The sequence below is a fragment of the Rhizobium sp. IBUN genome (assembly GCF_000510625.1).
GTDB classification, from domain to species: Bacteria; Pseudomonadota; Alphaproteobacteria; order Rhizobiales; family Rhizobiaceae; genus Rhizobium; species Rhizobium altiplani.
In genome coordinates this window covers 21285-39915 of sequence record NZ_AZNV01000047.1, presented here as the reverse complement: position 1 = coordinate 39915, position 18631 = coordinate 21285, and the positions used below count along the sequence as shown (strand labels likewise).

The 18631-nt window shown below is 60.5% G+C and carries 23 protein-coding genes; 12 read left to right on the top strand and 11 right to left on the bottom strand.

What is annotated here, in order from left to right; translation table 11 throughout:
- The coding region (locus RHIBUN_RS34160; protein ID WP_025658812.1) for a transposase at positions 1-230 on the top strand (230 nt) is incomplete at its 5' end.
- 127 nt (positions 231-357) lie between these two features.
- Here the strand turns inward: RHIBUN_RS34160 and RHIBUN_RS0128240 are convergent.
- Together RHIBUN_RS0128240 and RHIBUN_RS0128235 are read right to left on the bottom strand one after the other, a co-directional pair.
- On the bottom strand, positions 358-1629 hold the full coding sequence (locus RHIBUN_RS0128240; RefSeq protein ID WP_025662167.1) for an NAD(P)/FAD-dependent oxidoreductase: 1272 nt from the start codon (positions 1627-1629) through the stop codon (positions 358-360).
- A 129-nt stretch (positions 1630-1758) separates the two neighbouring features.
- Positions 1759-2223, bottom strand: a complete 465-nt coding sequence (locus RHIBUN_RS0128235) for an Lrp/AsnC family transcriptional regulator (RefSeq protein ID WP_018858652.1) — start codon at positions 2221-2223, stop codon at positions 1759-1761.
- A 160-nt stretch (positions 2224-2383) separates the two neighbouring features.
- On the opposite strand from RHIBUN_RS0128235, the gene RHIBUN_RS0128230 reads away from it, so the two are divergent.
- From RHIBUN_RS0128230 to RHIBUN_RS0128215, 4 genes are all read left to right on the top strand, one after another.
- Positions 2384-3103, top strand: coding sequence for an aspartate/glutamate racemase family protein (locus RHIBUN_RS0128230; protein WP_025662166.1), 720 nt, complete (start codon positions 2384-2386; stop codon positions 3101-3103).
- A 66-nt stretch (positions 3104-3169) separates the two neighbouring features.
- Entirely contained in the window at positions 3170-4087 is a 918-nt protein-coding gene (locus RHIBUN_RS0128225) for a helix-turn-helix domain-containing GNAT family N-acetyltransferase (protein WP_025662165.1), read from the top strand.
- Between the two features lie 60 nt (positions 4088-4147).
- Positions 4148-4765 carry a TetR/AcrR family transcriptional regulator gene (locus RHIBUN_RS0128220; RefSeq protein ID WP_025662164.1) on the top strand — a complete coding sequence of 206 codons (618 nt, stop codon included), beginning with the start codon at positions 4148-4150 and terminating at the stop codon, positions 4763-4765.
- A gap of 68 nt (positions 4766-4833) precedes the next feature.
- Positions 4834-6063: an MFS transporter gene (locus tag RHIBUN_RS0128215; protein WP_025662163.1), complete on the top strand. Its 1230-nt coding sequence runs from the start codon at positions 4834-4836 to the stop codon at positions 6061-6063.
- Here the strand turns inward: RHIBUN_RS0128215 and RHIBUN_RS0128210 are convergent.
- Positions 6049-6465 (bottom strand): helix-turn-helix domain-containing protein, encoded by a 417-nt coding sequence (locus RHIBUN_RS0128210; protein ID WP_025662162.1) that lies wholly within the window; start codon positions 6463-6465, stop codon positions 6049-6051. The genes RHIBUN_RS0128215 and RHIBUN_RS0128210 overlap by 15 nt on opposite strands.
- Positions 6466-6584: 119 nt before the next feature.
- On the opposite strand from RHIBUN_RS0128210, the gene RHIBUN_RS0128205 reads away from it, so the two are divergent.
- On the top strand, positions 6585-7472 hold the full coding sequence (locus RHIBUN_RS0128205; RefSeq protein WP_025662161.1) for an SDR family oxidoreductase: 888 nt from the start codon (positions 6585-6587) through the stop codon (positions 7470-7472).
- Positions 7473-7526: 54 nt separating this feature from the next.
- Here RHIBUN_RS0128205 and RHIBUN_RS0128200 read toward each other — a convergent pair whose 3' ends face one another.
- Entirely contained in the window at positions 7527-8279 is a 753-nt protein-coding gene (locus RHIBUN_RS0128200; RefSeq protein WP_025662160.1) for a pyridoxine 5'-phosphate synthase, read from the bottom strand.
- A gap of 426 nt (positions 8280-8705) precedes the next feature.
- Between RHIBUN_RS0128200 and RHIBUN_RS0128195 the strand changes: the two genes are divergently transcribed.
- Positions 8706-9395 (top strand): MerR family transcriptional regulator, encoded by a 690-nt coding sequence (locus RHIBUN_RS0128195; protein ID WP_025662159.1) that lies wholly within the window; start codon positions 8706-8708, stop codon positions 9393-9395.
- Positions 9396-9411: 16 nt separating this feature from the next.
- Here the strand turns inward: RHIBUN_RS0128195 and RHIBUN_RS0128190 are convergent, their stop codons facing one another.
- Complete coding sequence (locus RHIBUN_RS0128190) at positions 9412-10542, bottom strand: ATP-dependent RecD-like DNA helicase (protein WP_025662158.1); 1131 nt, start codon at positions 10540-10542, stop codon at positions 9412-9414.
- Positions 10543-10688: 146 nt separating this feature from the next.
- Here RHIBUN_RS0128190 and RHIBUN_RS0128185 point away from each other — a divergent pair, with 146 nt between their 5' ends.
- From RHIBUN_RS0128185 to RHIBUN_RS0128175, 3 genes are read left to right on the top strand one after another with little or no spacing between them, the layout of a single operon-like run.
- Entirely contained in the window at positions 10689-11069 is a 381-nt protein-coding gene (locus RHIBUN_RS0128185; RefSeq protein ID WP_025662157.1) for a hypothetical protein, read from the top strand.
- Between the two features lie 10 nt (positions 11070-11079).
- Positions 11080-11595: an RNA polymerase sigma factor gene (locus RHIBUN_RS0128180; RefSeq protein ID WP_025662156.1), complete on the top strand. Its 516-nt coding sequence runs from the start codon at positions 11080-11082 to the stop codon at positions 11593-11595.
- Positions 11592-12374, top strand: a complete 783-nt coding sequence (locus RHIBUN_RS0128175) for an anti-sigma factor (RefSeq protein ID WP_025662155.1) — start codon at positions 11592-11594, stop codon at positions 12372-12374. Before RHIBUN_RS0128180 ends, RHIBUN_RS0128175 begins: the two co-directional genes overlap by 4 nt.
- 3 nt (positions 12375-12377) lie before the next feature.
- Here RHIBUN_RS0128175 and RHIBUN_RS0128170 read toward each other — a convergent pair whose 3' ends face one another.
- The 4 genes from RHIBUN_RS0128170 to RHIBUN_RS0128155 form a co-directional block, all read right to left on the bottom strand.
- On the bottom strand, positions 12378-12749 hold the full coding sequence (locus RHIBUN_RS0128170) for a nitrile hydratase accessory protein (protein WP_025662154.1): 372 nt from the start codon (positions 12747-12749) through the stop codon (positions 12378-12380).
- Positions 12736-13395, bottom strand: coding sequence for a nitrile hydratase subunit beta (gene nthB / locus RHIBUN_RS0128165; RefSeq protein ID WP_025662153.1), 660 nt, complete (start codon positions 13393-13395; stop codon positions 12736-12738). Before nthB ends, RHIBUN_RS0128170 begins: the two co-directional genes overlap by 14 nt.
- Positions 13392-14027, bottom strand: a complete 636-nt coding sequence (gene nthA / locus RHIBUN_RS0128160; protein ID WP_025662152.1) for a nitrile hydratase subunit alpha — start codon at positions 14025-14027, stop codon at positions 13392-13394. The genes nthB and nthA overlap by 4 nt, the downstream gene beginning before the upstream one ends.
- 95 nt (positions 14028-14122) lie before the next feature.
- Positions 14123-14716 (bottom strand): LysE family translocator, encoded by a 594-nt coding sequence (locus RHIBUN_RS0128155; protein ID WP_025662151.1) that lies wholly within the window; start codon positions 14714-14716, stop codon positions 14123-14125.
- 161 nt (positions 14717-14877) lie between these two features.
- Between RHIBUN_RS0128155 and RHIBUN_RS0128150 the strand changes: the two genes are divergently transcribed.
- Positions 14878-15726 carry an aldo/keto reductase gene (locus tag RHIBUN_RS0128150; RefSeq protein ID WP_025662150.1) on the top strand — a complete coding sequence of 283 codons (849 nt, stop codon included), beginning with the start codon at positions 14878-14880 and terminating at the stop codon, positions 15724-15726.
- A gap of 63 nt (positions 15727-15789) precedes the next feature.
- On the opposite strand, the gene RHIBUN_RS0128145 is transcribed toward RHIBUN_RS0128150, so the two are convergent.
- The gene (locus tag RHIBUN_RS0128145; protein ID WP_025662149.1) at positions 15790-16914 is read right to left on the bottom strand and encodes an alkene reductase; all 1125 of its coding nucleotides are present in this window, start codon (positions 16912-16914) and stop codon (positions 15790-15792) included.
- Positions 16915-16987: 73 nt separating this feature from the next.
- On the opposite strand from RHIBUN_RS0128145, the gene RHIBUN_RS0128140 reads away from it, so the two are divergent.
- Positions 16988-17977: a LysR family transcriptional regulator gene (locus RHIBUN_RS0128140; RefSeq protein ID WP_245271743.1), complete on the top strand. Its 990-nt coding sequence runs from the start codon at positions 16988-16990 to the stop codon at positions 17975-17977.
- Positions 17978-18051: 74 nt separating this feature from the next.
- On the opposite strand, the gene ilvN is transcribed toward RHIBUN_RS0128140, so the two are convergent.
- Positions 18052-18624: an acetolactate synthase small subunit gene (gene ilvN / locus RHIBUN_RS0128135; RefSeq protein ID WP_018858672.1), complete on the bottom strand. Its 573-nt coding sequence runs from the start codon at positions 18622-18624 to the stop codon at positions 18052-18054.
- Positions 18625-18631: the final 7 nt, after the last annotated feature.

The window sequence follows — 18631 nt, the reverse complement described above, 5'->3', positions numbered from 1 at the left end:
AGCGCACCGACGCCAACCGCCTGACCCCTTGGGGCAAGGCAATCTATAAGCGCCGCAAGGAGACGGTCGAGCGCTCGTTTGCCGATGCCAAGCAGCTTCACGGGCATCGCTATGCCCGCTTTCGAAGTCTCACCCGCGTCGCATGCCAGTGCCTGCTGGCTGCGGCCGCCCAAAACATCAAGAAGATCGCCATGGCGCTCACCAAGCCACCCAGACCAGCCATGGCATGAGGGCCAGAGGCCGCCAACTTCGCCCCGCCTCAGAACCCAACTAAAACAACCAACGTCCAAAAAACAAACCCGCCGAAAATATCGACGGGTTTGTCAGCAGTCTGAGGGCGGCCTTGAGCCGCCCTTTCTATGCGCTGCTATCGTCGCGCATCGTTTCCTTCTGGGTGATCAACCGCGCGCTGTGCTGGCCGCTCAGGTAAATCCAGAGCCAACTCCAAGCCACGGCAAAACGCGAACGCGTCCCGATCAGGAAGTAGATATGGGCGATGCCCCATATCCACCAGGCGATCCAGCCTTTCAGCTTGATCCGACCGAAATCGATGATGGCCGCGCTTCGACCGATCGTCGCAAGACTGCCCTGATGGCGATAGCGGAACGGTGCGGGCGCAGGGTTTCCCGCAAGACGCGCGCGGATGACCTTTGCGACATAAGCGCCTTGTTGTTTGGCCGCAGGCGCGATCCCCGGGACGGGAGCGCCACTTTCCCGAATGACGGAAGCCGTGTCCCCGACAACAAAGACATCCGGATGCTCCGGTGCCGTCAAATCCTTCTCGACGACGACGCGCCCTGCTCGATCGGCCGGAACATCGAGCCACTTGGCTGCGGGCGATGCCTGTACGCCTGCAGCCCAGACGATCGTGCGGCTCGGAATGAACTCCTCGCTCGTCTCGACACCGTCTGCCGTGCACTCCAGGACACGCTCGCCGATATGCAGCTCGACGCCGAGTTCCTGGAGGGCTTTGCTGGCATAGTCGGAAAGCTCCTCGGCAAAGGTCGGAAGCACGCGCGGCCCCGCCTCGACCAGCACGACCCGTGTCTTGCGCGTATCGATATTGCGGAATTCGCGCGGCAGGGTCTTGCGTGCAAGCTCGGCGATGATCCCGGCAAGCTCGACCCCCGTCGGCCCGGCGCCGACGAGAGTGAAGGTCAACAATGCGTCGCGCACGGCAGGATTGGTCTCGGTCTCCGCCCGCTCGAATGCGAGCAACATGCGCCGGCGGATCGTCGTTGCATCCTCCAGCGTCTTCAGACCGGGGGCCACCGCCTCCCAGTCGTCTCGCCCGAAATAGGCGTGCGTTGCTCCCGTGGCGAGGACGAGCGTGTCATAACGCAACGTAGTGCCGTCGCGTAAAGAAACTTCCTTTACGTCAGTATCGACACCGACGACTTCGCCCAGCAACGTCGTCACGTCTTGGCGGTCGCTATAGAGATGGCGAATGGGCCAGGCGATCTCAGAGGTGGAAAGGATTGTCGTCGCCACCTGGTAAAGGAGCGGTTGGAAGAGATGATGATTGCGCCGGTCAATCATCGTGATCCGGATGCCCGCACCCTTTAGATCGTTGACCAACTGCAGGCCGCCGAAGCCGCCGCCGACAACCACAACATGGTGTTCGCTCATGAGCTGCCTTTCCGTGCCACTTCGCTATAGCCAATGTCGTTGGTCGCGCCCGGCTTTCAATCACTGTTTGGGCATAGCTCGCCTGCTCTAGGCGGTGGTCACGAATGCTCAATTTGGTGTCGGGGTCACTCAGTCTGCATAGGCAACAGGGATCGATGTCCCGCTTTTCAGCAATTCCATCGATATGGACGCGGACACATCGAAGAGTTCGATCTTGCGGACGATCTGCTTATAGATCACGTCGTAGTGCTCGACGCGTGGGAGCACGATCTTCAGAATATAGTCGTGGTTGCCGGTAAGCCGATGCGCCTCGACGATCTCCGGTATGCTGCTGATCGCCCGGCGAAACGCCTCGATCCACTCGTCGGCATGGTGTGCCGTCTTGATCAGCGCAAATACCGTCGTCGGCACGCCCATTTTCTCACGGTCAAGCACCACAATCCGCCGCGCGATATGGCCGCTCTCCTCCAGCCGTTGGATGCGGCGAGAACAGGCAGAGACCGATAGTGCGACCCTTTCAGCAAGCTCCGTCACCGAAATGCCCGCATCGGTCTGCAAATATTCTAGGATTCGTCGATCGCGGTCATCAAGCATGGTGCTTCGGAAATTTCACGGCTGCAGTTTGCGTAATTTGGAGATTATACGCAAAAATGCCGCGCCAATGAAGAGTTTGAGACAAAGAAAGCAAACCATTTGCGCGAGGTTCGATGCATGATCTCGCCACTACGAAATTCCAGACGGGAGCATAACAAAAATGCAGACAATCGGACTAATTGGCGGAATGAGCTTCGAAAGCTCGGCGGTCTACTATCGCCTGATCAATGAAATGGTACGCGAGCGCCGCGGCGGGCTCACCTCGGCTGACCTCCTGATGCATTCCGTCAATTTCGACGAGATCGTCTCTATGCAAAAGGCGGGTGACTGGGACTCTGCAGCAAGCCGTCTCGGCGACGTGGCTCTGCACCTGCAGATCGCCGGCGCCCGCTGCATGCTGATCTGCACGAACACAATGCATCTGATTGCCGATCAGGTCGCCTCCCGCATCTCCGTGCCGCTGATCCACATCATCGACGAGACCGCGAAGTCTCTGAAGGCAGCCGGGCGCAAGCGCCCGCTGCTGCTCGCCACACGATACACCATGGAACACGGTTTCTATGCCAACCGCATGAAGAGCCTGGGCGTTAACGTCGTGGTTCCCGAGGCCGCCGACCGCACGTCCGTCCATGATATCATCTTCAATGAGCTCTGCGCCGGCAAGGTGCTCGATAGCTCACGCGATAAGCTCATGCAGATGATCGAACGCGAGCGCGCCAAGGGCGCGGACAGCATCATTCTTGGTTGCACGGAAATCTGCCTCATCCTTGACCCGAAACATCTGCCCCTGCCCGGCTTCGACACAACCGAGATCCATGCTCGAGCCGCTGTCGAGTTCGCACTTGGCGACGAACAAGCCCGCGTGATCGCCGCTGCCTAAGTCAACAAATTAGTTGACTACGTCAAATAAAAGCAGGACAAAATCTCCTATCAGGAGGTTTTGTCCATGTCCGATTCTGGCTTGATCGACGCTGCCCGCGACTTCAATCGCTTTTACACAAACTTCCTGGGGGTCCTGAACCGGGCCTACCTAGACACCGATTTCACGCTGACGGACGCGCGCGTCCTTTTCGAGATCGGCTCGCGCAAGGGCGTCACCGCGGTCGCGTTGGCACGCGACCTGCAACTCGACCCCGCCTATCTCAGCAGAATTCTCAAACGCTTCCGCTCCAATGGCCTGATCGAAACAACGGCCGATCCCGACGACCTTCGCAGTCAAATCATCTCTGTCACCACCAAGGGACACATTCAATTCGAGGAACTTGGCCGTCGCTCCAACACTCAAATAGCAGAGCGCTTCGCTAACCTCGTCGACGGCGAACCGCAAAGCGTCGTGGCCGCGATGACCGCTATTCGGGGGCTATTGGATCCCGAGGCCGCGCCCCCGCCCTTGATCATCCGCGCACACCGGCCCGGCGACATCGGCTGGATCGTCCAAAGCCAGGGCAAGGCTTACGCCGAGGAATACGGCTGGGACATGCGCTTCGAGGGCCTCGTTGCAGAGGTCGCCGGCAAGTTCCTGGCGAATTTCGATCCGTCGAAGGAGTGTTGCTGGATTGCCGAGCGTGGAGGCATCAACATCGGCTCGATCCTTGTCACCAATGGTGGCGATGGCGTTGCGAAGCTTCGCCTGCTCTATGTGGACAAGGCGGCGCGCGGCCTCGGACTCGGCAAGATGCTGGTCGGCGAGTGCATTCGCTTTGCCCGGGCAAAGCGGTATCGACAGTTATTGCTATGGACGAACGACATCCTGCATGCCGCGCGCGGCATATATTTGAAGGCCGGCTTCCGCCTTGTCTCCGAAGAGAGACACCGGATGTTCGGGCCCGAGGAAAACGGTCAAACCTGGGTTCTCGATCTCTGATTTGCTGCGTGCAAAAGTTTCGCTTGATTTGGAAACGATCATTTCCTAATTAGGTCAGCCATGACCACGGCGACCCTTATTGAAACGACCCGGACACGCGGCAGACCGCGCGAATTCGATCGCGACGCGGCACTCGACAAGGCGCTGCAGGTATTTTCCGAGCGCGGCTATCATGCCGCGTCGATCAGCGAACTTACCGAAGCCATGGGCCTTGCCTCCGGCAGCGTCTACAAGGCCTTCAAGGACAAGCGCGGCATATTCCTCGCAGCCTTCGACCGATACCGCGCTGTTCGTCGCAGCCTTCTGGACGCACGCATGGCGAAGGCCGCAACCGGCCGTGAGAAAATCCGCGAAGTCTTGGCCCATTATGCGCTCTCCTCGCATGGCGCCTCCGGTCGGTGCGGCTGTCTTGTCGTCAGCAGTGCGAACGACCTGGCACTTTTCGACGCAGAGGCTGCAGACCGTGTGGCAGCTGCGTTTGCAGCCAATGAGGCGCTGATCGGCGATCTCCTCCGCCTCGGCCAAAGCGATGGCTCGATCGCCGACGAGATTGACGCCGCGGCCACCGCCCGTACCCTGCTTTGCGTTACCAAGGGAATGCGGGTGGTTGGCAAGACGGGACGCAGCGAGGAAGAAATGGTCGCTGTCGCCGAGACTGCAATGAAGCTCCTGGCGTGAATCGGGTTGCGATCGACCCGCCTCAACGCACAAGCTTTTTGATCATCCGAGCCCCACCGGAGCCTATTATGAGCCTTTCGAATACCACGCGGGAAACCGTCGCGCCGCAGACGATCTCGCCTTTAATGACGTTTCTTTTTGCGGCCGCCTGTGGACTGGTCGCGGCCAATCTCTATTACGGCCAGCCGCTCGCCGGCCCGATCAGCGTATCCCTCGGCTTCACACCGGCGGCAACCGGCCTGATCGTCACCCTGACGCAAATCGGCTACGGCCTCGGCCTTCTGCTGATCGTTCCGCTCGGCGATCTCCTGGAAAACCGCAGACTTGTGCTGACGCTCATCGCCATCTCTGCGGTCGCTTTGGTCGGCGCGGCACTGTCCTCGACACCGATGATGTTTCTTCTGGCATCGCTCTGCATCGGCCTTGCATCGGTTGCCGTCCAGGTACTTGTCCCCTTTGCCGCCCATATGGCGCCGGACGCAACGCGCGGTCGCGTCGTCGGCAACGTCATGAGCGGCCTTCTCTGTGGCATCATGCTGGCCCGGCCCTTCGCCAGCTTCGTTGCCGAAGCAACCTCCTGGCACATGGTCTACTTCGTGACCGCGGCGCTCATGATCGCGCTCGTTGTCATCCTGAGAGCCAACCTTCCGGTCCGTGTTCCCCACACCAGACTGAGCTACGGCAGACTGCTCGCCTCGATGGCGGATATCGCCCTCCATTCGCGCATTCTTCAGCGTCGCGCGCTCTACCAGGCCGGGATGTTCGGTGCGTTCAGCCTATTCTGGACCACGACGCCCCTGCTGCTTGCAGGCCCTGAGTTCGGGCTGACGCAGAATGGCATCGCCTTGTTCGCGCTGGCCGGTGCCGCCGGCGCCATTGCGTCGCCAATCGCTGGACGGCTCGCCGACCGTGGACTGACGAAGGCTGCTTCGACGCTGGCGATGCTGCTTGGAATGTCGGCCTTTCTCATCAGTCAGTTCGCCACCGATGGGTCGCTGACGGCGCTGCTTTTGCTGACCGCTGCAGCAATCCTGCTTGATTTCGGCGTAACCACCAATCTGGTCTGCGGCCAGCGCGCCGTCTACGCGATCAGCGCCGAGCATCGCAGCCGCCTGAACGGTCTCTACATGGCGACGTTCTTTACGGGCGGTGCGATCGGATCCGCCGTGGGCGGCTGGGCCTACGCGACCGGCGGCTGGACGATGACCGCGTGGATCGGCTTCTGCTTCCCAGCCTTTGCGTTCCTTCTGTTCCTGACTGAAGGCCGCGACCGGCAGGCAGTCTCAGAGGCTGGCTGAATCGAATCGGAGCCGGGCGGCGCGAACCGCGTCATGGTTTGCCTCCGCCCAGTTCAGTAGCAAGGCGAGCGTGCTGTAAAGCGAGCGGCCGAGATCAGTCATCCGGTACTCGACGCTCGGCGGTTTCGTAGGAAACACTTCCCGCTCGATGTAACCGTCACGCTGCAGATCCCTTAGGGTCTGTGTCAGCATGCGCTGCGAGATATCTGGAATCATCCGCCGTAATTCGCCGAAGCGATACGGACGTTGCGACAGCGCCTCGAGCATCAGTGTCGACCACTTGCCGCCAATCTGCTGCATCATGTCCCGGACCGGGCAATTGTTGAAGTCGAGGTTGCTGAGACCGACGTCTCGACGAATGCCGGGGGCCTTGTTCTTCAGGTTGACGACAGCGCCACTCATTCTTGGTTCCCTTTTGGTAACGTAGAGCCAAAAAACTGCCTTCTTTACAGCGCGCAGTCAATTCCTAATCTAGAGCTACTCTCTTTTTGAGACCAACAGCAAACCTAGAGGAAAGACACATGAGCGAGACCATTCTCATCACGGGTGCGGCCGGCCAACTCGGCCAGCGGATCATCCATCACCTGCTTGAGACCGAAAAGGTTCCAGCGGCAAATATCATCGCCGCGACGCGCGATCCGGCCAAGCTCGCAGATCTCGCCGCCAAGGGTGTCATCACCCGAAAGGCCGATTTCGACAACACCGCCTCGCTGGAATCTGCCTTCAAGGGCGTCGATCGGTTGCTGATCATCAGCACCGACGCACTCGCCGTTCCCAGCCAGCGTCTCAAGCAGCACAAGGCGGCAGTGGATGCAGCCGTCAAGGCAGGCGTAAAGCACATCGCCTACACCTCGATGCCCTCGCCCGACAAATCTCTGGTGACCTTTGCACCCGATCATCTGGGCACCGAGAATGCCATGAAGGCCACTGACATCCCCTACACGATCTTTCGGAATGCCTGGTACATGGACAACTATCTCCATGGCATGCCGCACAACCTCCAGTCGGGAAACTGGTACACGAGCAGCGACGGCGGCAAGGTTGCGAACATCTCGCGCGAAGACTGCGCGCGGGCAATCGCAGCGTCCCTTGCCTCCGGCAGCGATGAAAGCGCGACCTATACGCTGACCGGAGCCGAATCGCTGAGCGCCGACCAGATAGCCGCGGTCCTCTCCGATGCGGTTGGAAGGCCGTTGAAGGCCGTCAGCGTCACGGATGAGCAGCTTGGCCAAGGCATTCGCGGCGCGGGTCTTCCCGATTTCGTCGCGGACATGCTGGTCTCAGCCGACGCCAACATCCGCGCCGGCAACTTTGATCTGGTAACGGCGGATTACGAGACGCTGACTGGCAACAAGCCTCAAACGCTCAAGGGCTTCTTCGTCGCACACAAGACCGCCCTCACGGCCTGAGTCGGTCGATAAAGCCCGCTTCGCACCACCGGAGCGGGCTCACTCATGCAGTTCTCAAATCTTCTGGCCGCATGCGCGGCAGAACCGCCGAACCGTTTCGGCCATGCCGAATTCCAGCGCGTCCGCCGTCAGCCCGTGCCCGATGGACACTTCCGCGAGTTTCGGAATGCGCTTTACGAGCGGTGGCAAATTCGCCACCGTCAGATCGTGCCCCGCATTGACGCCCAAGCCGATCGCCAGCGCCGCGTCCGCTGTCTTACCTAGCGCCTCGAGGATTGGCCCTACCCGTTCAGGCGCATCGTAGCAGCCGCCATATGGCCCCGTATAAAGCTCGATCCGGTCAGCACCAACCGTCTTGGCAATCGCGACGGCCTCGGCGTCCCCATCGCCATCGGCGAACAGCGATACGCGCGTGCCCATCTTCTTCAGCCGCGCAATGACATCAGTCAGGAAATCGCGGTGCTTGCGGAAATCCCAGCCATGATCAGAGGTCGCCTGTGAGGGGTCGTCCGGAACCAGCGTGACCTGCTCGGGTGCCACCCCAACGCAGAGATCGAGAAACTCCTCGGTGGGATAGCCCTCGATATTGAATTCGGCGTTTGGAAATTCGTCATCGATCAGATTGCGGATGATGGGCAGGTCCGAGAAACGGATGTGTCTTTGGTCGGGTCGCGGATGGACCGTCAATCCGCTCGCGCCGGATTGCAGCGCAATCCGCCCCAACCCCTCTACACTCGGCCATGGAAGATCGCGGCGGTTGCGCAGCATCGCGACGGCATTGAGATTGACGGAAAGCGTAGTCTGCATGGCGGGATTCCACTGAAGCGAAGGATGATCGTTTCTAAGCCAACGAACCGGCATCGGCCAACGAGATTCGTACATGGATGCATGTGAATCTGTGATGACGCGAGCGTTTGGTCCGTCAACGCGGCGGCTGAAAGTAGATCTGGTTTGTTCTTCGCGCTTTAAACAATCAAGCGTTTCTCCAGCGCTGATTTCTCACGAGAAACACCTCACCTGGGGCAAGTTTCCAGCCGTATTCCGCTGTAAATTAAAAGTCACTAATTTTGATACTAACAAAATACATCAATCACGAGTAACGTAAGCTCACGATATCGAAGCAAACACCGCCAGTTGCTTCGATGCCTGAACAGGAACGATCAAGAGGGAACCCCACTCAACCGCACCCTTTTTGCAATTTGCAGACGCACAATGAGCACAATGGGAGGGACCATGGCAGAAGGTTACAAGCAGGGTTTCACGTCAGACCTCGCGACACAAGCACGACTGCGGCACCGTTTTCTTCCTTCCGCGGCACTCCCCCCCGCAGATTTGCCCCGCGGACGAGTTCCGATCGCCGACATGGCCAATGCCTTTGGCGTCACCCATCGAACCCTGCATTTCTATGAGGAGAAAGGACTGATTTCGGCCAGCCGAATCGGTTTGATGCGTGTCTATGAACCGGGCGACGTGATGCGCATGGCTGTCATCAATGCCTGCCGCGAGGCTGGAATGGCGGTTGCTGTGATCCAGGATTTGATGAGCGACCTCATAGAAGCCGACTCGCAGGAGGCTGCCGAGGCTCTGTTTCGTAACGCGCTCGTGACCCGCAAACGCGAACTGAGCGCGGAAATATCCACATTGCATCGGCAGATGCAGCAGGTGAGCGACCTGCTCGATAGGGAGGCAACCGAGGAGCAGCCTCTCAACGACAATCAGACAGGCTCGATGCTCACGGATCAGGAGTTGCGGTGCCTGGCGCTGATGGCGGCAGGGCTTTCCACGCAGCGTATTGCGCGCACCCTCGACCTTCGAAATGACGATGCACAGTCACTTGAGGCCGGCATCATCCAGAAATTCCACGCCAACAATCGTTTTCAGGCCATAGCCAAGGCCGTCATGCTTGGCGTCGTCCAGGTCTGACGCCCAGGAAAATCGCCTAGCGCACGATCGTCAGGGTTTCCGCCGCGCGCGTGATCGCTGTGTAAAGCCACCGTTCGCGTGTATCGCGGAAGGCCCAGCTTTCATCGAACAGCACGACGTTGTTCCACTGCGAGCCCTGTGCCTTGTGGACCGTCAGTGCATAGCCGTAGTCGAATTCGTCGTAGCGCTTGCGCGTGTTCCAGGGAATCTCACCCTCGACATCATCCTCGAAAGCCTGCTTCAGCAGTTTGATCTTGGCCGCGCCGCGGTCCATGTCGTCATCTTCGGGCCGGATCAGCAAGTTGATGCCAGGCTTCGTCGTCTCCTTGGACGACGTCATCACCTGCCAAAGCGAGCCGTTGAGCAAGCCCTTTGCCGGATCGTTGCGCAGGCAGACCAGCTTGTCGCCGGTTTGCGGGTATTCGGTCGCAAAGCCCTTCAGCTCGCGAAGACGCTGATTGTATCGGCGTCGCGTGCGATTGGTGCCGACGAGCACCTGATCGGCATCGAGGACCAGCGACTGGTTCACCTCGCCCTTGGAAATGACCCGCGCGGTACCGTAGTCTCCGTAGCTGACTTCGTTGCCCTCACGCACCTGCATTGCAAGCTGGATGATCGGATTATCGCGCGCTTGGCGGTGAATGTCCGTCAGCAGATAGTCCGGTTCCTGATTGGTGAAGAAGCCGCCGCCCGACACCGGAGGCAGCTGCCCCGGATCTCCAAGCACCAGGATCGGTGTGCCGAAGCTCATCAGGTCGCGGCCCAAAGCCTCGTCCACCATCGAGCACTCGTCGACCACGATCAGCGCAGCCTTCGCGACTGGGCTCTGGCGGTTGATGGAAAACATCGGCGCAATGGAAGTCTTGCCCGTCTCCTCGTCCTCGACAGCCTCCTCACCGCGCGGACGATAGATCAACGAGTGGATGGTCTTCGCGTTGCTGGCCCCGCGCGACCGCAGCACCTGGGCCGCCTTGCCGGTAAATGCGGCAAACAGTACGTCACCGTCCACGTGCTCCGCGAAATGCCGCGCAAGCGTCGTCTTGCCCGTACCGGCATAGCCGAACAGACGGAAAAGCGGTGTCCGCCCTTCCTTCAGCCATTGGGAAACGGCCCTGAGGGCTTCATCTTGTTGCGGAGCAAATTGCATCGTGGATCGACTTGGCAGGATTCGCCTGACATAGGCAACCCTGAAATCCGCGCAAGCGGGCAATCGAAAGGGAATAAAACCGGCATCGATGGTGTCTCATGTCAGGCAACGCAATCAAGCGTGCCCTACACGTGAGGAGAGAGCCCATGAAATCCGCAAAGATGCTGATCGCCTTTGCCATTGCATCCGCCGCCGCAACGTCCGCATTTGCGGCCCCGCCCGTCAAGGCCGTAAAGTCCACCAAGGGCGAGGTTCTTGCCGGCGAAAACGGCATGACCCTCTATACCTTCAAGAAGGATAAGATGGGTGTTTCCAATTGCTACGACGATTGCGCCAAGAACTGGCCGCCGCTGAAGGCCGCTAGCGACGCGAAGCCGGAGGGTGCATATTCGATTGTCGAACGGAAAGACGGCACCAAGCAGTGGGCCAAGGACGGCATGCCGCTTTATTTCTGGGTGAAGGACAAGAAGATGGGCGATATCACCGGTGACGGTGTCGGCGGCAATTGGGATCTCGTCAAACAGTGAGCGAAGCGACGTGAAGGCACCAGGTCACGACACGTTCGAGGGCCAGATCCTGGCCCTCCTTCCCTCGCTCAGGCGTTACTCGCGGAGCCTCACCCGCTCCGATGCAGACGGGGAAGACTTGCTGCAGGATTGCGTCGAGAAGGTGCTCGCCCGTCACGGACAATGGCGGGGGCTGAACCTGCGCGGCTGGGTGCTGACGATCATGACGAACCTCTATCGCAACAGCCGTCGGCAGACGCGTCGCGCGCCGTTCGTGGAACTCGATGGCGCCGAGGACATCGTATCCGTCGATCCCGCTCCCGATCCGCTCGAGCGATCGCGGCTGGAGGATGCATTAAACAGCCTTTCGGAAGAAAACCGCGCTGTGCTGATGTTGATTGTCATCGAAGGCTATACCTATCAGGAGGTTGCGACCGCACTCGACATCCCGATCGGCACGGTTATGTCGCGCCTGTCACGCGCACGCCAACGGATGGGAGAGCGCATGAAGGCAGACAATGTCATTACGCTTCGGAGACCGAAATGAACGAGATCAACCAGACCGTGACCGAAGCGGATCTTCACGCCTATGCCGACGGGCAGCTTCCCGAGCAGGCCCGCGCACGCATCGAGGCGTGGCTCACTGACAATCCGGGCGATGCAGCCAGAGTGGCGGAATGGTCCGCGCAAAATGCCGAGATCCGATCGCTTTTCGCGGACTATGGAAAATCCACGGACGTCGACATAGCGCTCGTCACTGGCCGGAGACGTCCAGCAAACTGGCCGAAGCGCCTGGCGGCAGTGGCTGCGATCATAGCGGCTTTCGGCCTGGGAGCCTTTAGCGGCCACTACGGCCCAGCACTGTTTCAAAAGCCGGATCTGCAACTGACGGAACTCGAAACCCTGCCCAACGAAGCCCGCAACGCCTTCCTGGTTTATGCCGATGAAGTCCGCCATCCCGTCGAGGTCTTTGCCAATGAGGAAGCCCATCTGGCGACCTGGCTCGGCAAGCGGCTTGCCATTCAAAACTTGCGGGTTCCGAACCTGCAGGAACTCGGCTTCAAGCTGGTCGGCGGGCGACTGTTGCCCGTCGAGGGCAGGCCGGGTGCAATGTTCATGTACGAGGATCAGGCCGGCGAACGACTGACGGTCCTCGTCGGGCGCAAGGCTGATAACAGGTCGACCAGTTTCCGATTCGCGTCATCGGGCAATGTCGAAACCTTCTACTGGATCGACGGCGAACTCGGCTACGCCGTTACCGGCGAGATTCCGCGCGGTGTGCTGAGAAAAGTCGCCGAGGAATGCTACAGGCAGTTTCCGTCGTAAGCCTCAGCGCAGCGGGTCGTTGGCAAGCTCGATCGGCTTGCCGTGCGGCGTCGCCTCCGCCGCCCGCTGCCAACTCTTCTGCAGATCGAGGATCATGTCGGCGTCAGCGACGCCGAGTTTGACGAGAATTGCCGAAAGCGCCGCCACCCAGCAATCGAAATAGTCACTGCCGTCTTCGGCGCGGCCGGGCTTGTGCAATTCCCGTGATAGCGTCTCAGCCCATTCGTTCCACGTAAACAGGCCCCGTTCGTGCAGATGCACTGTTATCGCGAAGGCTTCCGCAGCCCATGGCTCAGGAAAGACCGGCTCTCCATCGGGCGATTTCGGCAGCTGCGGCGATTGCGCCAGCGGCGACCGCGTCTCACACTGGCTCAAGATAGCTCTCCCAGGCATCGATCGAGACGCAGAGCGTCGGATCCGCTCCCTCACCCCAGATTTCGCAGCCGTCGAACACGACCGTATAGACCCATTGTGGGTTCTCGCCCTTCCCATGGGCGTTGTCGTCGGGGAAGACGAAGGAGCCTTGAACAGCTTCTACCACGCCCAATTTTGAGCGTGCATAGCGCGGCAGCCGCGTATGTGTCGTCGGATTGAAATTCCTGGTTCGAACACTGTCCCCCACGGAGAAGCGTGGCGGCGTCGCCGCCGGTCGGTCGCAGGGACCACCCTTGGCGAGCACGCCTGCCACCATGTCGGCCTTCAGGACACGCTTCGGCGTCGCGCCATCCATTTGCTTGTGACCGGCATTGATCTCCTCGGCCGTCACGAAGCCATGGCGCCGCAGCAGCACCTCCAGCGCCCGCGTCCAGATCTCGTAGTAGCTCGCGCCAAGATAACTCGCCGGTGGAATGCTTTCGCGCGTATGCCGGCTCTCGTCGATATTCCAGGCGCCGAAGGCGCCGCTGGAAAGCGTAAGGCCGAGCGCACGCTTCTCCCACTCCGCATGGAAATACGGCTCGTTCCTTTCGGGCGCGACAGGGCCGAAACCCATCTGACCGCCAAGGTCGTGCGGGCCGTTCATGACGCATCTCCTGGCGCGGCAGCCAATCCCGTTCCGATCATCGCATCGCGACTGACGAGATCTGCAAGCTGCTCCTCGCTCCATCCATCCGTGCCCGCCGGTCGCTCCGCAATGACCAGATAGCGGAGTTCCGCCGTCGAATCCCACACGCGGATCTTCTTATCTTCGGGCAAGGTCACACCGAATTCGGCCAGCACCCCGCGCGGATCGATAACTGCCCGCGAACGGTAGGCGGGCGCCTTGTACCACACGGGCGGCAGGCCGAGCACCGACCAGGGGTAACAGGAGCAAAGCGTACAGACGACGAGATTGTGCGTCTCGTCCGTGTTGAACACCGCGCGCATGTGCTCGCCCTGACGCCCGGTATAGCCGAGGCTGGCGATCGCCGCGGTCGCGTCGCGCCTCAGCCACTCCGCGTATGCCGGATCTCCCCAGGCCCTGGCGACGACGCGCGCACCGTTTCGTGGGCCGACCTTGGTCTCGTAGGTCTCGACGATCGCGTCGATCGCCGCCGGATCGATCAGTCCCTTCTCCGTCAGAACCGTCTCCAGCGCCCTCACCCGCGCCTGCATGTCGGTATAGCGGTTGTCGTGGTCATGGTCGTGGTCGTGATGGTGATCGTCGTCGTGCACGAGATAATCCTCCGCCAATGGGCGGCTTATCTTTAAGCGCTTGTAGCCGGAGCGCCAAGCCCCACTCAGGATGTCGTCGAAGCCTGCCGCAACCTCTATTTCAGCATCGGCCAAAGGCTGAGCACCAACAACACGGCCATGGTGATGTTGAACCATTTGAGCCGGACGGGATCCGACAACCAATCACGCAGCGCCGAGCCGAACCCCGCCCAGGTCGACACGCTCGGCAGGTTGACCAGCGCGAAGGCGAAGCCAACGATCAGGACGCTCGCAAAGTAGATATTCGGGATCGTGTAGGTCGCCATCGCGGTAACGGCCATGACCCATGCCTTCGGGTTGACCCACTGGAAGGCTGCCGCCGACAGGAACGACATCGGCTCAACACCGCTCTTGCCTTCGCCCAGAGATCGCGACGTCGCAATTTTCCAGGCGATCCAGGCAAGATAGGCGCCACCGGCAAATTTAAGCGCGACATAGAGCGCCGGCATCGCATGCAGCAGCGCCCCAAGCCCGAGTCCCACGCCGATCAGCAGCGAGAAGAACCCTGCCCCGATCCCCAGCATATGCGGAACGGTGCGGCGGAAACCGAAATTCACGCCGGATGCGAAGAGCATCATGTTGTTGGGGCCAGGCGTTATCGATGTGGTAAAGGCAAACAAGACGAGTGCCAGAAATGTATCCAGCGGCATGAGACCTCCCGGAGGCCCGCGGTTGGTCCGGCGGGACTTTTCGATTTAGGTCAACCTAACTGACCTAAATCCACCGCTCCATGCTATCATTGTCATGGTGACACGATTGGTTGAAAGATTGGCGCGCCTTCCAATCTTCTTCGAAAACCGGAACGACCATCATGCGAGACGACGCCATCCCAACCATCAGCTTTCCCAATGGTGCAGAGGTTCCAGCCATCGGCCAGGGCACCTGGAACATGGGAGAGAGATCTTCCGAGGCCAGGAGCGAGATCGAAAGCCTGCGCGCAGGCCTCGATCTCGGGATGACGCTGATCGATACCGCGGAAATGTATGCCGACGGCGGCGCGGAGAAGATCGTTGGCGAGGCGATCCGGGGCCGACGGGATGAGGTGTTTCTCGTCAGCAAGGTGTATCCCTGGAACGCCAGCCGGACGGGAACGATCGCAGCCTGCGAACGCAGCCTATCGCGTCTCGGCACGGATCGGATCGATCTCTATCTGCTTCACTGGCGCGGCGACCATCCGCTCGCTGCTACCGTCCAGGCTTTCGAGGAACTGAAAGCATCCGGCAAGATCGGCGCCTGGGGTGTTTCCAACTTCGATGCTGACGACATGGAGGAACTGCTGACCGTTCCCGCCGGAGGGAACGTCGCAGCCAACCAGGTTCTCTACAACCTGTCACGCCGAGGCGTTGAATATGATCTGCTGCCCTGGTGTCAGGAACGTCGGATCCCGATCATGGCCTATTCACCGATCGAACAGGGGCGCATTCTGCATCATCCGGAACTGATCCGCGTCGCCAAGGCCTATCAGGCAACGCCGGCGCAGGTGGCACTTGCCTTCCTGCTGGAACGCGACGGCGTGATCGTCATCCCGAAAACGTCGAACGCTGCCCGCGCCGCCGAAAACCGGGACGCAGTCTCGCTCGACATTACCGACGAGGACTGGGCGGCGCTCGATGCCGCTTTCCCGCCTCCGGCAAGAAAAAGGCCGCTGGAGATGCTCTGATCTTCAGCGGATTTTGATGGCGCGGGTTGGCACTGGTCAAGGAAGTGCCGGCAAGGGCCGCGATCAGGCGGCTTTTATGTCGGGGCTACCCTCATATACCGGATAATCAGTGTACCCTTCGGCGCCACCGCCGTAGTACGTCTCACGGTTCGGCGTCGCCAACGGCAGGTCCCGCCGCAGTCGCTCGACCAGATCGGGATTTGCGATGAACGGCTGACCGAAAGCGGCGAGATCAATAAGGCCGTCCTGCAGGAACTGCTCTGCACGGCGCTTGTCGAGAGAACCGGCAAGAATAAGCGTGCCCGAATAGCTCTCGCGGAACTTGCGCAGAAAATCCCTCGAAAGAGCCGGAGCGCTGGCAGGCCCCTGATCCTTCAGATGCACATAGGCAAGTTTGCGTTCAGCAAGCGCAGTCGCAAGATGCAGGTAGGTTTCCTCGATCAAAGGATGGTGCGGCATGTCGAACAGCTCGCCGAACGGCGAAAGCCGGATACCGACCTTCTCGGCACCAATCCGCGCCACCACCGCGTCGACAATCTCCAGCACGAAGCGCGTCCTGTCTTCGACATTGCCTGCGCCATATCGGTCGGTGCGGTCGTTGATCAGAGGATTGAGAAACTGCTCCAGGAGATAACCGTTGGCACCGTGGATCTCGACGCCGTCAAATCCGGCGGCAACGGCATTGGCCGCAGCATTCGCAAAGTCGTTTACGACCCTTGCGACGTCGTCAGTCCCGAGCGGTCGAGGCACACTGGCTTCGACGAAACCGGCAACACCTTCGTCGTTGAACGCGTAGGCCGTGCTCTTATCGTCGCGCGCCGGCTTGGCGCTGGAACTGACCGGCTGGCCGCCAGCCGGCTGAAGAGAGGTATGCGACATGCGGCCGACGTGCCAGATCTGCGCAAAGATCTTCCCGCCTTCCTCGTGCACGGCCTTCGTCACGCCCTGCCAGCCGCGAACCTGATCGTCCGACCAGATGCCGGGGATAAAGGCGAAACCCGTTCCCTCTTGCGAGATCGGCGTTCCCTCGGAAACGATCAGACCGGCGCCGGCGCGCTGGCGATAATACTGGGCGGTCTGCTCGTCGGCGATACCGTCCTTCGCCCTGGCCCGGGTCATCGGAGCCATGACGACACGGTTGCGAAGCTTCTGGCCGCGAAGGTCGTAGACTTCAAAGAGAGACTTCATGAGCGCTATTCCTCAATTCGGTTGATTATCATCGACCAAACAGATATCTCTGCCGCATTCAGAAATCCAACAGATGGAAATCATGATGTCGATCGATCACGCTCATATATTGAAGTTCGACCTGAACCTGCTGGTTGCCTTTGATGCCCTGATGAGCGAGCGCAACGTCACGCGGGCGGCGCAGCGTATCGGCACATCCCAATCCGCCTTGAGCCACAATCTCGGCCGCCTGCGCGCGCTTCTATCGGATGAACTGTTTGTTCGCTCGGCGCGTGGGATCGAACCGACGCCACGGGCGCAGGAACTCGCGGAGACCGTCAGTAGCATCCTGTGCACGATCCAGTCCCGCCTGATCGAGCCGGAGCAATTCGACCCGGCAACGGACGAGCGAACCTTCACGCTCGGAATGACCGACTATCTCGAAAGCCTGTTGATGCCGCCACTTCTCGCTTCCGTTCGCGAGCAGGCGCCACACGTCAATTTCGTGATACGGTCGCTCGACCAGGATTATCCCGCGGATCTACTGGACAGCGGCGAGATCGACCTCGCGATCGGCAAGGTGGAAACCGGCAACGAACTCCATAAACGCCGCAAGCTCTGGTCCGAGCGTTATGTCATCCTCAGCAATCCCGAGACAACCGGCCGCTCCGGCATGATCGACCTCGAGACGTTTCTCGCGACCCCGCAGGCCGTGATCGTCAGCAAGGACGGCCGCTGCCGCCTTGTGGATGAAGTGCTAGCTGAGCGTGGATTGAAACGACGCGCAGCAGTGACGACGCCGCACCTCTTCACGCTGCCGATCCTGGTTCGGGATACGCACGTACTTGCCGCCGTGCCAGCAAGCTTCGCCCGTGCCTGGGCGCCGGTGTTCGGCCTCGCCATCAGCCCAGGACCGGTGGACATCCCGCCCTATGACATCTCGCTTGGATGGCACACCTCGTCCGACCGCAACGCCGGGCACGTCTGGCTACGCCAACAGGTCCTTGCGGCGCTCGAGCCTGTCCGCGCCAAGGTCCTTCAGGCGAATGCAGGATCCGATATCGCCTTGGTCGCCGCCGAATAGATCGCTCGGATTGTCACCTGATTGCCGGAATGGGAGAAGTACCGGGCGCCCTGGCGTCCGGTACTTGTATTGGCTTACATCCCCTGCTGGCCGCGGTTCATCGCGGCAATACCGGTGCGGCAGACCTCGATGAGGCCGAGCGGCTTCATGATCGAGACGAACTGGTCGATCTTCGAGGACTTGCCGGTGATCTCCAGGATGAAGTGATCGACCGTGGCATCGACCACTTTCGCATGGAAGGCATCCGCGAGCCGGAGCGTCTCGGCCCGGGTCTCGCCCGTGCCGATGACCTTGACGAGCGCCACTTCGCGCTCGATCGGACGCTCCTGGCCGAGTTCGCGGGCGCGTACCGTCAGATCGACCACCCGATGAACAGGAACGATGCGCTCAAGTTGAGCCTTGATCTGTTCGAGGACATGGGGCGTGCCGCGCGTCACGATGGTAATGCGCGACAGATGCGCCTGGTGCTCGGTTTCGGAGACGGTCAGGCTCTCGATGTTGTAGCCGCGGCCAGAGAACAGGCCGATGACGCGGGCAAGGACGCCCGGCTCGTTGTCGACGAGGACCGAAAGCGTATGGCTTTCGACCGCCGCCGTCTCGGGCGAGATGAAGTAGGCAGAGCCCGTCGGCTGAAGGTGTGCGTTCATGGTCTTG

Excerpts from the sequence above, each read along its gene's own strand:
- RHIBUN_RS0128220 (WP_025662164.1), top strand. The coding sequence starts at position 4,148 with ATGACCACGGCGACCCTTATTGAAACGACCCGGACACGCGGCAGACCG.
- RHIBUN_RS0128150 (WP_025662150.1), top strand. The coding sequence starts at position 14,878 with ATGCGAGACGACGCCATCCCAACCATCAGCTTTCCCAATGGTGCAGAG.
- RHIBUN_RS0128185 (WP_025662157.1), top strand. The coding sequence starts at position 10,689 with ATGAAATCCGCAAAGATGCTGATCGCCTTTGCCATTGCATCCGCCGCC.
- RHIBUN_RS0128205 (WP_025662161.1), top strand. The coding sequence starts at position 6,585 with ATGAGCGAGACCATTCTCATCACGGGTGCGGCCGGCCAACTCGGCCAG.
- RHIBUN_RS0128225 (WP_025662165.1), top strand. The coding sequence starts at position 3,170 with ATGTCCGATTCTGGCTTGATCGACGCTGCCCGCGACTTCAATCGCTTT.
- RHIBUN_RS0128195 (WP_025662159.1), top strand. The coding sequence starts at position 8,706 with ATGGCAGAAGGTTACAAGCAGGGTTTCACGTCAGACCTCGCGACACAA.
- RHIBUN_RS0128200 (WP_025662160.1), bottom strand. The coding sequence starts at position 8,279 with ATGCAGACTACGCTTTCCGTCAATCTCAATGCCGTCGCGATGCTGCGC.
- RHIBUN_RS0128230 (WP_025662166.1), top strand. The coding sequence starts at position 2,384 with ATGCAGACAATCGGACTAATTGGCGGAATGAGCTTCGAAAGCTCGGCG.
- RHIBUN_RS0128140 (WP_245271743.1), top strand. The coding sequence starts at position 16,988 with ATGGAAATCATGATGTCGATCGATCACGCTCATATATTGAAGTTCGAC.
- RHIBUN_RS0128240 (WP_025662167.1), bottom strand. The coding sequence starts at position 1,629 with ATGAGCGAACACCATGTTGTGGTTGTCGGCGGCGGCTTCGGCGGCCTG.
- RHIBUN_RS0128215 (WP_025662163.1), top strand. The coding sequence starts at position 4,834 with ATGAGCCTTTCGAATACCACGCGGGAAACCGTCGCGCCGCAGACGATC.
- RHIBUN_RS0128210 (WP_025662162.1), bottom strand. The coding sequence starts at position 6,465 with ATGAGTGGCGCTGTCGTCAACCTGAAGAACAAGGCCCCCGGCATTCGT.
- RHIBUN_RS0128155 (WP_025662151.1), bottom strand. The coding sequence starts at position 14,716 with ATGCCGCTGGATACATTTCTGGCACTCGTCTTGTTTGCCTTTACCACA.
- RHIBUN_RS0128190 (WP_025662158.1), bottom strand. The coding sequence starts at position 10,542 with ATGCAATTTGCTCCGCAACAAGATGAAGCCCTCAGGGCCGTTTCCCAA.
- RHIBUN_RS0128235 (WP_018858652.1), bottom strand. The coding sequence starts at position 2,223 with ATGCTTGATGACCGCGATCGACGAATCCTAGAATATTTGCAGACCGAT.
- ilvN (WP_018858672.1), bottom strand. The coding sequence starts at position 18,624 with ATGAACGCACACCTTCAGCCGACGGGCTCTGCCTACTTCATCTCGCCC.
- nthB (WP_025662153.1), bottom strand. The coding sequence starts at position 13,395 with ATGAACGGCCCGCACGACCTTGGCGGTCAGATGGGTTTCGGCCCTGTC.
- RHIBUN_RS0128145 (WP_025662149.1), bottom strand. The coding sequence starts at position 16,914 with ATGAAGTCTCTCTTTGAAGTCTACGACCTTCGCGGCCAGAAGCTTCGC.
- RHIBUN_RS0128175 (WP_025662155.1), top strand. The coding sequence starts at position 11,592 with ATGAACGAGATCAACCAGACCGTGACCGAAGCGGATCTTCACGCCTAT.